Genomic DNA, 15643 nt, shown 5'->3' on the forward strand with positions numbered 1-15643 from the left:
AGACCTAAATAACGACAATAATTTCAAAGGATTTCCATGACCAAATTACGTCTGTTCTCTGTGCTCGCTCTCGTCGCTGCCGCTGCAGTTTTTGCCTTAGCGCAGGCAAATGGACTCGACCGGTTGGCCAGACAATGTCTTTCGACGACCGCAAGTGATGGCGCGATGGACACCTGCATGGAGGCCTACGAGGCGGAACAGTTGACGGACACCGAACGGGGGCTGGTCGCATTTCGCTTAGGCCGCCTGCACAAAGCAAATCGGAACTGGGATCAAGCGGTCCGTTTTTATGGTGAAACAATCCGTCTCTACCCGCAAAAGACCCGAGCTTTCTATGACCGCGCGTGGCTCCGGCACCAGTATTTAGACGACAACGCAGGCGCCATTGCCGATTACAGTGACTACATTGCGGCAGGCGGGCGGGAAATCTCGGGCCTTACAATGCGCGCGCACGTGTATCGCGAAACCGACGCATTTGCGCTGGCTGAAGCTGATCTACAGGCAGCGGCAGCGATTGACCCTGACGACAGATGGCTCTTGCGAGAACAAGCAGATCTGCTGCAAGACACGAATGATGACGCAGCCGCACTTGCCGTCCTTGATCGCGCCATTGCGTTGCATCCATCGGTCATGTCGCTATGGCGTGAAAGATCATGGGTCAAAAGGCAACTCAACGATAATGGGGGGGCCTTGGCTGACATCGGTCACGTCATCGGAACCGACCCCGGCGCCATGTGGCCTTGGTATCAACGCGGCTGGCTGAATGTGCGGCGACAGAATTACAGCCAAGCGCTGACCGATCTTCAAACCGCGATTGAAAAAGACCCGACATATCGCCCGGCACAGCGCGAAATGAAGCGGCTCATGGAAAGTATACAAGGCTGGCTTCGTGGACAGCCCGCGCAGCTGACTGCCTTTGCGGACGCCGGGTTGATCAACGCGCCGTCAGATAAAGATCTGCTCTATCTACGCGCCATTGGACAGATGGGTGAGGGTAAATTTATCGGTGCCATAAATGACATCAATCTTGTGATTGACGCTACAGAGCACCCGCAAGCATTGATCTTCGCGCGCTCCGCCATCCATCTGACCGCACAGCAATTTGACCTTGCTCTTGCGGACCTCGAATGGCTGACGCGAGATCCGGGCGCATATGATGACGCGATCAACGAGATTGCCGCGCAGGCCCAAGCGCTGATGGAGGATGGCAAACACGACGAAGCCGCAATTCTTGACGGCGACGTTGGCGTCTTGGCCTCGCTTTATGCGACCGCATTGCAAGCACGTGTCGCCGTGAATATCGGACGCAACAACTGGCTCGGTGCGCTTGAAGCCATTGATCTTATGATTGCCTATGACGGTGATGACAGCAGCCACTGGACCGCGCGGGGCGAGGCCTTGGAACGGCTCGGTCGTCCGGACGAAGCCTTAGAAAGCTACAGCGCGGCCATCAGATTGATCGAAGCGGGTGCGACGGACCTCAGCAGTGATAACGATGCGCGCGCCAACGCCCATTTGCTGCGCGGTGCACTGTTTCAATCCCTGCGGCGCGGGCAGGAGGCTACAACCGATTTTGAAACAGCGCTCAGCATTGGCGGTGCGCCTCTGATCCGGGGGTTTCAACAGAAAATGCAAGACGCAGGCCACTACAGCGGCGCAATCGACGGTACATATGACATGACGACCAGGGATGCTGTGCGCCGCTGCGCCAACGACCCCACCTGCTGAACGGGTTTAACATCAACCGGATCGCACAAGCCTTTGACATGACCAGCGTTAGGGCCACAGCCATGCTTTGTGCGTACCAAAACGCTGCCAACACAGCAGCACAAAAATCCCGCAAGCACTCGTCTTGCGCAAATGCTCTGCTATTGTCTTGGGTATGGCGGATGACGATGAACAAGCACAAAGAAGAACCGACTGGGCCGAAGATCGTACGATCATGGCCAATGAACGCACTTTTTCAAGCTGGATGGGGACCGGGTTAGGCGCAATCGCCGTGGCCATCGGGCTCAAAGCTGTCTTTGGCGCGTTTGAACCGACATGGGCCGCAAAACTGGTGGCAAGCATCTTTCTTATAGTCGCAATCGCCATTTTCTGGTCGGCGCGTCACCAAGCCTGCAAAACCTTTGCCCGGCTCAGTGAGCGCGACATCGAGGCCACACCAGCCCGCAACTACACTTTGCTTGCAAGCATCATGACTTTTGCATCTGTCGCCACCGGCATCATTCTTTGGTCGCTGTGATGTGGTAGACCTCTGAGGCCACTGCCCCTAGTCTGACGAAACGTCCGAATCCTATCCAAAGGCCGCCATGACCGATCAGCCGCAATACCAAGTGCTCGCCCGCAAATACCGGCCTGAAACCTTTGCCGATATGGTTGGTCAGGACGCGATGGTGCGCACGCTGAAAAACGCGTTTGCGGCCGACCGGATCGCACAGGCGTTTATCATGACCGGCATCCGCGGTACCGGCAAAACGACGACGGCACGGATCATTGCCAAGGGCATGAACTGCATCGGACCTGACGGGAAAGGCGGCCCAACGACCGAACCATGCGGGCAATGCGAACACTGTGTGGCGATCATGGAAGGGCGCCATGTCGATGTCATGGAAATGGATGCTGCCTCGCGCACCGGTGTCGGGGATATCCGCGAAATCATCGATTCAGTGCATTACCGCGCCGCTTCCGCCCGGTTCAAAATCTACATCATCGACGAAGTACACATGCTGTCCAAGAACGCCTTCAATGCGCTCTTGAAGACGCTGGAAGAACCGCCAGAGCATGTGAAATTCATCTTTGCGACCACCGAAATCCGACAGGTTCCTGTCACAGTGCTCTCGCGCTGCCAGCGCTTTGACCTGCGCCGGATCGAGCCGGAAACCCAGATCGCCCTATTGCGCAAGATCGCGACCGCCGAAGGGGCCGAGATTACGGATGAAGCCCTCGCCCTGATCACCCGCGCTGCCGAAGGCTCTGCGCGCGATGCGCAATCGCTGCTTGATCAGGCGATCAGCCACGGCGCCGGCGAAACCACCGCCGATCAGGTCCGCGCCATGCTTGGCCTGGCCGACCGCGGTCGTGTGCTGGATCTCTTTGACATGATCCTGCGCGGCGAAGCCGCTGCTGCGTTGACCGAACTTTCAGGCCAATACGCTGATGGCGCTGACCCGATGGCGGTGCTGCGTGATCTGGCCGAGGTATGCCACTGGATCAGCGTCATCAAGATCACCCCAGAAGCCGCCGAAGACCCCACGATCGGACCAGACGAACGCACACGCGGGCAAGCAATGGCCGCTGATCTGCCGATGCGGGTCATGTCGCGGATGTGGCAAATGCTGCTGAAAGCGCTGGAAGAGGTGGCGATGGCCCCCAACGCGATGATGGCCGCCGAAATGGCTGTCATCCGGCTCACGCATGTCGCTGACTTGCCCAGCCCAGAGGAGCTGGTGCGCAAGCTGCAAGACACGACACCACCACCAAGTGGCCCGTCTGGAGGAAGACCTGCGCCGCAAGGCGGCAACACGGCAGCGATCAGTAATACGCCGGCACCCACACATTCCGGGCCAAGCGGGCCATCGGCCTCGGGGGCGCAGACTGCCGTGGCTTTGCAAACCGACGCGCTGCAACACTATGCGCGGTTCGAGGACGTCGTTGAACTGATCCGCACACATCGCGATGTGAAACTGTTGGTCGAGGTCGAAACTGGTCTGCGCCTTGTCAGCTATCAGCCCGGCCGGATCGAAGTGAACCCCACGTCCGACGCCGCCCGTGATCTTGTCGGACGTTTGGGCGCGCGGTTGCAAGCCTGGACCGGCAATCGCTGGGCCATCAGCGTGGCAGATGGTGGCGGCCCGACCATTGCCGAAACACGCGACGCCGCTGAAAATGCGCTGATGCAACAGGCGCAAGACCACCCATTGGTGAAGGCCGTCATTGCTGCATTTCCCAAGGCTAAGATCACCGAAATCAGGACCGAGGCCGAAAAAGAGCAAGACGCATTGGAAGATGCGCTGCCCGAAGTGGATGATGAATGGGACCCATTCGACGAAGACTGATCTGGGGCGCGGCATTGCTGTCTCCGACCAGCGCATTTGCAGAAGTATGCAGCCAAGAACGCCCAAGCTGGGACGGCTTACCTGTCACCGCGCTGGGCGAATTTCTGATCCTGATGCAAACGCCCGTCGTCTTGCTCCTGATCGTCGTCACAGCGCTCGTCATCCGATTTCGCAGTGAATGGGGCGGTTTGATCGTTGTTGTCGGATGGAGCCTTTCAACCTATCTGGTGATTGACTGGGCGGGCACAAATCCGATCAGAACCAGTGCAATCAACGAAGGGTGCATCGGGAACCCCGCGCTTTTCATAGTCGTTGCTGCGGCGGTATGTATCGGTGTAGTGCTCTACACAGCACCCTTGAAACGGGGCAATAAATCGGGAGATCAGTAATATGCTTAAAGGGCTGGGCGGACTTGGCGATATGGCCAAGATGATGAAGCAGGCGCAGGAAATGCAGGGCAAAATGGCCCAGATGCAGGAAGACCTTGAAACGATCATGGTCGAAGGTGTCAGCGGTGCGGGTCTGGTCAAGGCGACCGCAACGGCGAAAGGCGAACTGAAGGGTCTTGATATCGACCCCTCCATCTTCAACGGCGACGATAAGGAAGTGGTTGAGGACCTGATCCTGGCGGCGATCAAAGACGCGCAAGGCAAAGCGACCGCGCGTGCACAAGAAGAAATGAGCAAAATGACCGAAGGATTGGGTCTGCCACCGGGCATGAACCTGCCTTTTTGAAGCAGCAAAGAATTTTCGACGAAAATTCTTTTGGCGGCAGAACAAATTTCTCGAAATTTGTTCGCCCTGATGTGAGCAAGATGACAAACGGCACAGAAGACCTCGACAATCTGATCGCACTGATGGCCAAGCTGCCGGGACTCGGGCCCCGCTCGGCCCGGAGGGCGGTGTTACATCTGATCAAGAAACGATCGCTGGTGCTGTTACCGCTTGCTGACGTGATGCAACGGGTTGGTGCGACTGTGCGCGAGTGCCTGAACTGCGGGAATGTTTGCACCACCGACATTTGCGACATTTGCAGCGCTGACAAACGCGCAACGGGTCAGATTGCCGTCGTCGAGGACGTCGCTGACCTTTGGGCGATGGAGCGGGCGCAGGTTTTCAAAGGCCGCTACCACGTGCTGGGCGGCACATTATCTGCACTTGATGCCATTGGCCCGGACGAATTGCGCATCCCCAAGCTGATCGACCGGATCAAAACCGAAAACATCACCGAGGTCATCCTCGCGCTTGGTGCGACAATTGACGGACAAACCACCGCGCATTACATCGCCGATCAATTGCCCGGGATCACGGTCACATCGCTGGCCCAAGGTGTGCCTGTCGGTGGTGAATTGGACTACCTCGACGACGGCACGATCACCGCGGCGCTGAACGCCCGCAAGGCACTTTAATCATCATCCAAGGTGGCGTGACCTGAACCGGTAAAGGCCTCTGCCAAAGCATCAAACACGACCCTGATCCGCCGGCTGGTGCGCAATTCGCGATGTGTGGCAAGCCAAACCGGAAATGCGATGGGGTCCGCATGTGTCATCACCCGTTCGACCCCTTTGGTTTCGGGCCAAAGCCCCGTTGGACCCACGACAATCCCCAACCCGGCCCGCATCAATTCCCACATCACCACACCGCTGTCTGAATTCGCCTTGAACTGTGCGGGCGACAGATCAATCCCGCGCAGAGAGAGAAATTCAAGCATTTGCGTCGTATCGCGTGGGCCAACAAACACATGGTTTTTTAAATCTGTCGCGGTCTGGGGGCGCCCATAGCGATCAAGGTATTCAGTGGCGGCGTAATACCCCGCCGTCGCATCGGTCAGTTGACGGGCAATCAGGTCAGGTTGGTCAGGACGAACATGACGGATCGCGATGTCGGCATCACGGCGCGTCAGGTTTTCAATGCGATTTGAGGCAACGATATCGACGATAATGCCGGGCGCGTCCTCGCGCAGTTTTTTCAACACCGGCGGTAAAAACCCCGCTGCCAGCAAATCACTCGCCGTGACCGACACATGCCCCGCGACATCCTCACTTTGCCCCGATGCCACCATCGAAATGCGGCTTGCGGCGTCGCCCATCGCTTGCACATGCTCAAGCAGATCCTGACCGGCCGTGGTGATCACCAATGATCGCCCCGCGCGTTCAAACAATGTCACCCCAAGATCGGCCTCAAGCGCGCTGACCTGACGACCCAGTGTCGGCTGTGTAGAGCCCAACGCGCGAGCCGCAGCACTCAGCGATCCCTCTTCAGCGGTCGCCAAAAACGCTCTGACCTGATTCCAATCGAAAGACACAGCTTGCCAATTCATGCATTTATGTATGTCTAAACATCATATTTTGGCAATTTATATGTGAGATGCGTATGGTTAGTCTGCGGATCAGAATGATGACAGATAGGCAGGCAGCATGGCTAACGCGACATTTTGGGATAAGGCAGCAAAGAAATATGCAGCCTCGCCTATCAAGGATATCCCGGCCTATGAGGCAACACTTGATCGCGCGCGGCATTACCTGCGCGCCGATGATCATCTGTTAGAGATCGGGTGCGGGACCGGTACAACGGCCCTGACGCTTTCCGATTCGGTTGGCCGGATCGCAGCCACGGATGTATCGGCCAAAATGCTGGCGATTGCAGAAGGCAAACAGGCCGACCAAGGCATCACGAATGTGACCTTTCTCCAAGCAGAGGTGATGAAACCACTTGCCGACGCTCCGTTTGATGCGATCTGCGCCTTCAGTATCCTGCACCTTGTGGATGATCTGCCCGAAACGCTGATGCACTTGCGCGAACAGCTCAAACCCGGTGGCTATGTCATTTCAAAGACCGCCTGCCTGCGCGACATGAACCGGTTCATTCGTGTCATGGTGAAAGTGATGAAGCTGTTTGGCAAAGCCCCGGATGTTCTGATCTTTAGCGCAGGCGAGCTTGAACGCGCGTTCAAACGTACCGGTTTTGAGGTGATTGAGGCAGGGTACTTTGGCAAAAACAAATACGCCCGCTTCGTGGTTGCGCGCAGGCCCGCCTAAACGAAAAGAGCGCCCACATGGGGCGCTCTTTGCTGTGGTATTATCAAAAAGATCAGTCTTTGCTGTCGTCATCATCATCTGGCAGGTTAAAGAAGCTGTCCGCATCCGAGACGTCACGATCATCTGTTGCGTCGTCTTCGTTCTCTGCATCACGCGGATCCGACAGGCTGAACGTTTCAAGACCGGCCATCGCAGCCGGCATCTTCGGCTCTGCGGGCATGCCCAGTGACTGCTCGGTGCTGACCAGCTTGCGGCGTTCATCATCTGACATGACCTCGCCCTCTTTGGCCTTCTTAGCATTGGCTTTTTGCACGGCTGCGTCCAGCTCAGACTGCTTGCACAGGCCCAAGGCAACCGGATCAATCGGTTCGATGTTGTTGATGTTCCAGTGGGTCCGGTCGCGGATCGCCTGAATTGTTGGCTTGGTCGTGCCGACAAGTTTGGAAATCTGGCCGTCTGTCAGCTCGGGATGGAACTTGACCAACCAATAGATCGACGCCGGGCGGTCCTGACGCTTGGACAGCGGCGTATACCGCGGGCCACGCCGCTTTTCTTCGCCAGCCGCAGCAGCGTAAAACTTCAGCTTCAGCTTATGTTTCGGGTCAGCCTCGGCCTTGTCGATTTCTTCTTGCGTCAGCTGGTTATTGGCAATCGGGTCAAAACCCTTCACGCCAGCCGCGACATCACCATCCGCGATGCCTTGCACTTCCAGCTCGTGAAAGCCACAGAACTCAGCGATCTGCTTGAATGTCAGTGTGGTGTTATCACAAAGCCAAACAGCGGTCGCTTTGGCCATAATCGGTTTATCGGACATCTTTCATCTCCATCATATCAGCAGACAAGCCTTTCCCGCGCCCTTAAGTTGGGCAGACTGTGGTAGCAGCCGGGTTCGCATTGTCGGGGAACTTGGGGTGTATATAGTGGTGTGGACGAAAATTGGAAAGATCAAAATGCGCCGCTTATTCACGCTACTTTGCCTGCTGGCCGGACCCGCTGCCGCCCAAGACCGCGCAGGCGCGTTCGACTACTACGTGATGTCACTTTCGTGGTCTGCGAATTGGTGCGCGCTGGAAGGGGACGCGCGCAATTCACCGCAATGCGATCCTTCGGCGGATTTCGGCTGGATTTTGCATGGTCTGTGGCCACAGTACGAGCGCGGCTATCCCGCAAACTGTGTCACGAACGAGCGATCGCCCAGCCGCAGCGATACCGCTGCCATGGCCGACATCATGGGAACCTCTGGTTTGGCGTGGCATCAATGGCGCAAACATGGGGTGTGTTCAGGGCTATCCTCTGATGACTATTATGCTTTGTCACGCGAGGCATATGGCAGCATCACCCGTCCTCAAGTGCTGCGCGATTTGACCCGACAAGTGACTTTGCCCGCCACGTTGATCGAAGACGCCTTTCTGCGTGAAAACCCCGATCTTAAGGCGGATCAGATCACCATCACCTGCAAATCCGGCTATATCCAAGAGGCGCGCATCTGTATGACCCGCGATCTGGAGTTACGCGATTGCGGACGTGATGTCATCCGCGATTGTAGTATGAGTAACGCGCAGTTTAATCCAATGCGCTAGGCGCAAAAAGAAAAGGCGCCGGAAAACCGGTGCCTCTTCAATACCTTACGACACTGACGTGTGCTGGGCGTCAGGAATTCGTCGGCTCGGGTTCAGACGCCATCGTACTGCCATCCTTCAGCGTAATCTGACCGCGGGTGTCCTGACACTTTGGTGTACCATCACGGTTCAGACGCGGCGTCATAAAGCCCTCTAAGCCGTCATCAATATACCAATGCTGGCAGCCATCAGGGTCGATCCAAACGTTCGCCACGCCATCGCGCAAGAAACCACCATCAATGCCGCCATCAGTAACGCCTGTGTCGTCGCCGACCCGCTCACAAGCCACAAGTGCTGTCGCCGCAAGACCTAAAATTAAACAGCGTGTAAAACCCATCTTCGATACCATCCCATAGTGCGCGATTCGCGCTTTTTACCATTGGAAACACCATATGTTGAGATTTGGTATAGGTCTACACGTCCGATACCTGTCCAAAGGCTAGTCTGACGACAGCGGGCTACCCAACAACCGCGTGGGTCAATGCGCTTTCTGGATTGGCCAGCCCTTCGACAACGCTGAAATGGTGATGCGCGCGCTCAACCATATGATCGCACTGCCATGCAGTCGCCAGTCCCATTGCCTGCTCAAGAAAAACTGGCCGTTCCTCTGCGCCGACCCAGACGGTGACAGGCACTCTGCGCGTGGGCAGATGAATGGGACTTTCGGCCTGTGCCTCGGCTGCGTCCAGCTTCAGGTCCGCATTCATGGATGTGCGCATCAAGGGGGCCAAATCAGCTACGGGGGAAATCGGCACGACCTTTTCCAGCCGATCCTGCCAGCGCGCCCCAAAGCGGCGGACCGTCATGCGCGCCACCAACTGCCCACCTGCGGAATGGCCCGTCAGACGCACGGGCCCCGGCACCCGGTCGGCGGCCAGCGCGATCGCAGCCGCCACCTGATTGCCGATCTCTGTAATGCGCACGTCGGGACACAAATCATAGGACGGCATCGCAACAGCCCAGCCATGCGCCAAAGGCCCTGCCGCCAAATGTGACCAGAACGATTTATCGAAGCGCAACCAATAACCGCCATGCACGAAGACCACCAAACCTTTGGCAAGTCGGGCTGGATGAAACAGGTCAAGACGCTGGCGCGGGCTTTCGCCGTAAACCAGTTCAGTTTCGCACAAAGTCTCGGTCCGGAACGCAGCGGCAGCCGCCGCCCATTTATCCGGATAGGCATCCGCGCCCGGAATATAGGCCGCATTTGCATAAGCATCGTCTAATTCCATGATGTCCCCCCTTTACGGCACTCCCCCGCATAGGTCAGATAGCGCGCAAACCAAAGGGAGGCCACTATGCTTGATGAAACCACAAACCTCAAATCCATGCTGTCGCGTCCCGATCTGGTCTGCGAGGCCGCGTTCTTGGCAGGTGACTGGGTGCAAGCTGCCAGCGGCAAAACTTTTGACGTGACCAACCCCGCGCGCGGCGATGTGATTGCCCATGTGCCTGATCTGTCCCGTGCGGAAGTGGCAGACGCTATTGCCGCCGCCAAAGCTGCGCAAAAGCCATGGGCAGCCCGCGCCGCCAAAGAGCGCGCCAACGTGCTGCGCAAATGGTTCGACCTGATGATGGCCAACCAAGAAGACCTTGCCATCATCATGACCGCCGAACAAGGCAAACCACTGGTCGAAGCGCGCGGTGAAATCGCCTATGGCGCGTCCTTTGTGGAGTGGTTCGCAGAAGAGGCCAAACGCATCTATGGCGAGACGATCCCCGGCCATATGGCCGACAAGCGCATCACCGTGATCAAGCAGCCCATCGGGGTTGCTGCCGGGATCACGCCGTGGAATTTCCCCAACGCGATGATCGCGCGCAAAGTCGCTCCGGCCTTCGCGGCTGGCTGCGCCTTTGTGATCAAGCCCTCAGAGCTGACACCACTTTCCGCCCTCGCGATGGCAAAGCTCGCCGAAGAGGCGGGCGTGCCCAAGGGGCTGTTCTCTGTCGTCACGTCCTCAGACGCCTCGGCGATGGGCAAAGAGTTCTGCGAAAATGAGACCGTGCGCAAATTGACGTTCACGGGCTCAACCCAAGTGGGGCGCATCCTGCTGGCGCAAGCGGCTGATCAGGTCATGAAATGCTCAATGGAATTGGGCGGCAATGCACCTTTTATCGTGTTTGACGACGCTGATCTGGATGCGGCAGTCGAAGGCGCCATCGCCTGCAAATTCCGCAACAACGGCCAAACCTGCGTCTGCGCGAACCGGATTTACGTGCAATCGGGCGTCTATGATGCCTTTGCGGCCAAATTCAAAACTGCGGTCGAAGCGCTCGCCGTGGGGGACGGGATGACCGCAGGCACAACGCTCGGTCCGCTGATCGAACCCAAAGCGGTGGACAAGGTGCAAAGCCACCTTGCGGATGCGCTTTCAAAAGGTGCTGAAATCCTGACCGGTGGCAAACCGCATGATCTTGGCGGGCAATTCTTTGAGCCGACCATCGTGACGAAAGCCACCAAGGACATGTTGGTCAGCACAGATGAGACATTCGGCCCCTTCGCGCCGCTCTTTATGTTCGAAGACGAGGACGACGTGATCGCGCAAGCCAATGACACGATCTTTGGGTTAGCCTCATACTTTTACGCCAAAGACCTAAGCCGGGTGACCAAGGTCGCCGAAGCGCTGGAATACGGGATCGTCGGCGTGAACACAGGGATCATTTCGACAGAAGTCGCACCTTTTGGTGGCGTCAAGCAATCCGGTCTGGGGCGCGAAGGGTCCCGCCATGGGATCGAGGACTACCTGGAAATGAAATACATCTGCACGTCAGTATAGAAAAGAGCCTGTTGCCTATCGGTCGCGCGGTACAATGTCGTCAGTCAGACGGCCACGACGTGATGGATCAGCTGAAGATTGATTTAAGCCGATCTGGCGCAATCAGGACATGTTAGCGCAACACTTAGGCATAATCGCACCGACGGTGTATTAAGCTGATTGACCATTTTAGAACGACAGGAATATCAGGTGCTTATTCGTAACAAAATTGAGGTATTCCAAATGAAAAATGTCTTTCTAGTTTCCGCTGTTGCGGTTTGTGCATCTGTTACTTCTGTCGCTGCAGAAGGTTTCTATGCTGGCGGTGCCGTGACATCGATGCAGGCAGAGGATGGTGGGCTCGAAATCGAGACAACCAACCTAACTGCTATCGCAGGTTATCAGGTCAACCAAACTTTCGCAGTCGAAGGCGAATTCAGCTTTCCCGTTCAAGAGGATGAAATCTCGGGCGTTGATGTTGGGCTCACCTCCCTTGGCGTTTTCGGCAAAGCATCATTTCCGCTGTCCCCCGAGTTTTCTGCGCATGGGCGTATCGGATTTGTGAACCTTGAGGTAGAGGCCAGCGGCGGTGGTGAGACGGTTAGTGACGACGAAACCGGCATTGCCTTCGGCGTAGGGGGTGAGTACGCGATTACGTCAACTGCTGCCATCCGTGCTGATGCAACATTCGGAGACATTGACGGGGTCGATCTGACAGCACTGTCACTCGGAGCAGTATTCAGCTTCTAAGCGGGCCTGGTCTAATCAATGGCCGCCTAGGCTTTGCAATAGCCTAGGCGGTATCGACATCTAAACACATCACTTTGATGTGCACTGCCGCCAACGTGGTGTATCGCCATAGAGACAACGTTGATTAAGGCGGACACTTGAAAAAATCGAAGAAAAAGAACCGTCCGACAAAGACAAAGGGCCAACCGGCCCGTGCACCCGCGCAAAAGAACCGCCGGTCTTTCATGTCGATGGCGGGCACCATTGCAGGGGGTGCTGTGCTGCTGGGCGGTGCCGGGTTTTGGGGCGTTCGCACCGTGCAAGCCTCGGTGGCGGAACGCGACTTGTCTGGGATTGGCCAAGGCACGCCTACAATTGTTCAGGTGCATGATACCCAGTGCCAGACCTGCATCGCGCTGCAACGCGAGTTACGTGCTGCGTTGCAGGAGATGGATGAGCACGATCTTAGCTACCGTGTCGCTGACATCAAATCTGAAGATGGGCTGACCTTTGCAGCGCGCTTTGGGGCCGGGCACAGCACGCTGTTGTTCTTTGATGGTGAGGGAAACCTCACTGGGCGGCTGATAGGCCCCAATGACAGGCAGACGCTCGCGCGCGCGTTTGGAAGGCACGCAGCCGCAGCGCTATAGCCGCGCAATCGTTAGAACGTGCACGGACTTTGGGAAAAGCTTTTCATTTCCACCCCGGCAAGGCGAGATTTCCCGACAAATCCAAAAAACTTTCTCCTTCCACCAAGGATTGACGTCCGGCCTGCGTCAAACCACCGTGATGCGCATGATGACAAGCGACGAAGATCTGGCCCAAGCGGCCGCTGCCGGCGACGGCGCGGCTTTCGCAAGCCTGCTTGATCGGCATTATGACCGACTCTTTGCGTTTTGCTTTCGCCTGACCGGATCGCGCAGCGAAGCCGAGGATTTGACCCAGGATATCTGTGCTGCCCTGCCTGCCAAACTAGGTAGCTATCAACGCCGGGCGAAAGTGACGACATGGCTCTACCGCGTGGCCGTCAATGCCGCCCACGACCGCCGCCGCAAACGGGCCACCTATGCCAAGGCCACAACCGGCTGGGGTGACTGGGAAATGAGCCGTACGGCGGCGATGGAAGATACAACCGCCAAACTGGATTGGTTGACGGCAGCCATGAACCAAATACCCGAAGACCTGCGTGACACGCTTGCCTTGGTTCTGGACGATATGACCCACGCGCAAGCCGCTGAGGTTCTTGAGGTGTCCGAGGGCACAGTCAGCTGGCGCATCTCAGAGGCGAAAAAAGCGCTCCGCGCGATAAAGGAAAAGGAGGACGCGGTATGAATGATGACCTGAACGACCTCAAAGCCATGATGGAGGACGCGACCCCACGCCCGGATGCGGCACGGCGGGCGGAAAGCATCGCATTGGCGCAGAAAAACTTTGCCGACCTCCAAGGATCACGCGATGCGGCGCGTCCCACTTCTGTAACCGGGCCAAAAGGCCTTTGGACAGGAGTGAAGACCATGCTGAACACGTTAACCACCAAAGGCGGGCTGACCGCGACCACCGCACTTGTCGCTTGCGGATTTCTTGTGCTGACCCCGCAAGGCCAGGATTTGCTGCGCCCACCATCGGCCCCGCAGATCACGATGACAGAGTTTGATGGACAGACCCTCGCGCCGCAGCTTGAGAGTGGCCCGCTTCTGCAAGAAGAACTGTCTTCCGATATGATCATTCAAGACGCGCCAGCCGAGATCGTCGGTGAGGTTTTGCGCGGACCCTTGGAAGTGCCTGCGCCGGAAGAGACGTTTACCGATCGCTCAACCCCAGCGCCGCAGGAACCGTCATCAATAGCGCCAAGCATCCAAACCCTTAATTTGGAAAGCGGTGATCTGGCGCCTGCAGTACCAGAACCTCAAGCACTCAGGGAACGAACCACAGTTCTGGCATCTCCCGCGGCACCAAAGGATGCGCCTGCGGTTTCTAACCTCACCGCTGAAACGCGGGCCATTGCGCTGCCGCCGCCACCAACAGACGATGTCGCAGCCCCTGTCATCGGCAACACTGAAACCTTTGCCAACGCCGACACCAACCCGTTGCAGATCACGGCTGACACCCCGGTTTCGACTTTCTCCATCGACGTCGATACTGCCGCTTATGCAGTCGTGCGCTCTTCTCTTTCTCGTGGCCAACTTCCCCCCACTCAGGCGATACGGATCGAAGAGCTGATCAATTACTTCCCCTACGACTATCCCGCACCTGACGCAGGCGAGGCACCTTTCCGGCCTACGGTGACCACCTTCCAGACCCCGTGGAACGCAGACACCCAGCTGGTGCATATCGCCTTGCAGGGTCAAATGCCCGAGATTGCCGCACGGCCACCGCTGAACCTTGTGTTCCTGATCGACACCTCTGGGTCGATGGATGACCCGACCAAGCTGCCGCTTCTGAAGCAATCTTTCCGGCTGATGCTGGATCAGCTGCGCCCCGAGGATGAGGTCGCCATTGTCGAATACGCCGGCAGCGCAGGACAGGTTTTGGCCCCTACGGCAGCGTCTGAAAGAACGGTGATCCTGCAAGCGATCCAGTCCCTCGGTGCAGGAGGGTCCACGAATGGGCAAGGCGGGCTGGAGCAGGCCTATAGCGTCGCAGAAGCAATGCGAGAAGACGGCGAAGTGAACCGCGTGATCCTTGCCACCGATGGCGATTTCAACGTGGGGCTTAGCAATCCTGACGCGCTTAAAGACTTCATCGCCGATAAGCGGGACACCGGCACCTACCTCAGCGTTCTTGGCTTTGGCCGTGGCAATCTGGATGATGCAACGATGCAAGCGCTGGCCCAGAACGGAAACGGCACAGCGGCCTATATCGACACCCTATCCGAGGCGCAAAAGGTGTTGGTGGATCAACTCTCGGGCGCGCTTTTCCCCATCGCAGGCGACGTGAAAGTGCAGGTCGAATTCAACCCTGCTCAGATCGCTGAATACCGTCTCATTGGCTATGAAACGCGCGCGCTGAACCGCGAGGACTTCAACAATGACGCTGTAGATGCGGGTGAACTGGGTGCAGGCCATGCCGTGACCGCGATCTATGAGGTCACGCCGGTGGGTAGCCCTGCGCAACTGAGCGATCCATTGCGCTATGCCCCGAATACCGTGGCTGCAACGTCGGACGAATTAGGCTTTCTAAAGCTGCGTTACAAAGAACCCGGCGAAGCTGTCAGCCAGTTGATCGAAACGCCGATTGTCGGCAGCAGCATTCCGGGGACCGAGGCGAATTTTGCCGCCGCAATTGCCGGGTTTGGTCAGTTGCTACGCAATCCTCAGTATCTGGGCGACTGGAGTTATGACGATGCAATCGCACTGGCAAATGCCAATCGTGGCTCAGATGACTTCGGATATCGGACCGAGGCGGTGCAACTGATGCGTCTGGCACAAAGTCTGTCACAATAA

At 57.3% G+C, this 15643-nt stretch carries 16 protein-coding genes and 1 pseudogene; 13 read left to right on the forward strand and 4 right to left on the reverse strand.

What is annotated here, in order from left to right; genetic code table 11:
- Nucleotides 1-36 precede the first annotated feature (36 nt).
- From MWU60_RS13545 to recR, 6 genes and pseudogenes are all read left to right on the forward strand, one after another.
- Entirely contained in the window at nt 37-1728 is a 1692-nt protein-coding gene (locus MWU60_RS13545) for a tetratricopeptide repeat protein (protein ID WP_247227900.1), read from the forward strand.
- Between the two features lie 154 nt (nt 1729-1882).
- On the forward strand, nt 1883-2245 hold the full coding sequence (locus MWU60_RS13550; RefSeq protein ID WP_247227901.1) for a DUF202 domain-containing protein: 363 nt from the start codon (nt 1883-1885) through the stop codon (nt 2243-2245).
- 61 nt (nt 2246-2306) lie between these two features.
- Nucleotides 2307-4058 (forward strand): annotated as a pseudogene (locus MWU60_RS13555) (DNA polymerase III subunit gamma/tau); the annotation flags it as partial.
- On the forward strand, nt 4034-4447 hold the full coding sequence (locus tag MWU60_RS13560; protein ID WP_247227903.1) for a hypothetical protein: 414 nt from the start codon (nt 4034-4036) through the stop codon (nt 4445-4447). The pseudogene MWU60_RS13555 and the gene MWU60_RS13560, both read left to right, overlap by 25 nt.
- A gap of 1 nt (nt 4448) precedes the next feature.
- Nucleotides 4449-4793, forward strand: coding sequence for a YbaB/EbfC family nucleoid-associated protein (locus MWU60_RS13565; protein ID WP_247227904.1), 345 nt, complete (start codon nt 4449-4451; stop codon nt 4791-4793).
- An 80-nt stretch (nt 4794-4873) separates the two neighbouring features.
- On the forward strand, nt 4874-5467 hold the full coding sequence (recR, locus tag MWU60_RS13570) for a recombination mediator RecR (RefSeq protein WP_247227905.1): 594 nt from the start codon (nt 4874-4876) through the stop codon (nt 5465-5467).
- Here recR and MWU60_RS13575 read toward each other — a convergent pair.
- Nucleotides 5464-6378, reverse strand: coding sequence for a LysR family transcriptional regulator (locus tag MWU60_RS13575; protein ID WP_247227906.1), 915 nt, complete (start codon nt 6376-6378; stop codon nt 5464-5466). The genes recR and MWU60_RS13575 overlap by 4 nt on opposite strands.
- Nucleotides 6379-6475: 97 nt before the next feature.
- Here MWU60_RS13575 and MWU60_RS13580 point away from each other — a divergent pair, with 97 nt between their 5' ends.
- Complete coding sequence (locus tag MWU60_RS13580) at nt 6476-7096, forward strand: class I SAM-dependent methyltransferase (RefSeq protein ID WP_247227907.1); 621 nt, start codon at nt 6476-6478, stop codon at nt 7094-7096.
- 52 nt (nt 7097-7148) lie between these two features.
- Here the strand turns inward: MWU60_RS13580 and MWU60_RS13585 are convergent, their stop codons facing one another.
- Nucleotides 7149-7910, reverse strand: a complete 762-nt coding sequence (locus tag MWU60_RS13585) for a DUF1013 domain-containing protein (protein ID WP_247227908.1) — start codon at nt 7908-7910, stop codon at nt 7149-7151.
- A 136-nt stretch (nt 7911-8046) separates the two neighbouring features.
- On the opposite strand from MWU60_RS13585, the gene MWU60_RS13590 reads away from it, so the two are divergent.
- Nucleotides 8047-8676, forward strand: a complete 630-nt coding sequence (locus tag MWU60_RS13590) for a ribonuclease T2 (RefSeq protein WP_247227909.1) — start codon at nt 8047-8049, stop codon at nt 8674-8676.
- Nucleotides 8677-8746: 70 nt separating this feature from the next.
- On the opposite strand, the gene MWU60_RS13595 is transcribed toward MWU60_RS13590, so the two are convergent.
- Both MWU60_RS13595 and MWU60_RS13600 read right to left on the reverse strand, forming a co-directional pair.
- Nucleotides 8747-9052 (reverse strand): hypothetical protein, encoded by a 306-nt coding sequence (locus tag MWU60_RS13595; protein ID WP_247227910.1) that lies wholly within the window; start codon nt 9050-9052, stop codon nt 8747-8749.
- Nucleotides 9053-9173: 121 nt separating this feature from the next.
- Nucleotides 9174-9947, reverse strand: a complete 774-nt coding sequence (locus MWU60_RS13600) for an alpha/beta hydrolase (RefSeq protein WP_247227911.1) — start codon at nt 9945-9947, stop codon at nt 9174-9176.
- Between the two features lie 66 nt (nt 9948-10013).
- Here MWU60_RS13600 and MWU60_RS13605 point away from each other — a divergent pair, with 66 nt between their 5' ends.
- The 5 genes from MWU60_RS13605 to MWU60_RS13625 all read left to right on the forward strand — a co-directional run bounded on the left by MWU60_RS13605 (nt 10014) and on the right by MWU60_RS13625 (nt 15643).
- Nucleotides 10014-11492: an NAD-dependent succinate-semialdehyde dehydrogenase gene (locus MWU60_RS13605; RefSeq protein ID WP_247227912.1), complete on the forward strand. Its 1479-nt coding sequence runs from the start codon at nt 10014-10016 to the stop codon at nt 11490-11492.
- A gap of 159 nt (nt 11493-11651) precedes the next feature.
- Entirely contained in the window at nt 11652-12221 is a 570-nt protein-coding gene (locus MWU60_RS13610; protein WP_247227913.1) for a porin family protein, read from the forward strand.
- Nucleotides 12222-12358: 137 nt separating this feature from the next.
- On the forward strand, nt 12359-12850 hold the full coding sequence (locus MWU60_RS13615) for a hypothetical protein (RefSeq protein WP_247227914.1): 492 nt from the start codon (nt 12359-12361) through the stop codon (nt 12848-12850).
- Nucleotides 12851-12995: 145 nt separating this feature from the next.
- Entirely contained in the window at nt 12996-13532 is a 537-nt protein-coding gene (locus MWU60_RS13620) for an RNA polymerase sigma factor (RefSeq protein WP_247228023.1), read from the forward strand.
- Complete coding sequence (locus tag MWU60_RS13625) at nt 13529-15643, forward strand: von Willebrand factor type A domain-containing protein (RefSeq protein ID WP_247227915.1); 2115 nt, start codon at nt 13529-13531, stop codon at nt 15641-15643. Before MWU60_RS13620 ends, MWU60_RS13625 begins: the two co-directional genes overlap by 4 nt.

This window comes from Yoonia sp. F2084L (assembly GCF_023015625.1).
Classification (GTDB): Bacteria; Pseudomonadota; Alphaproteobacteria; order Rhodobacterales; family Rhodobacteraceae; genus Yoonia.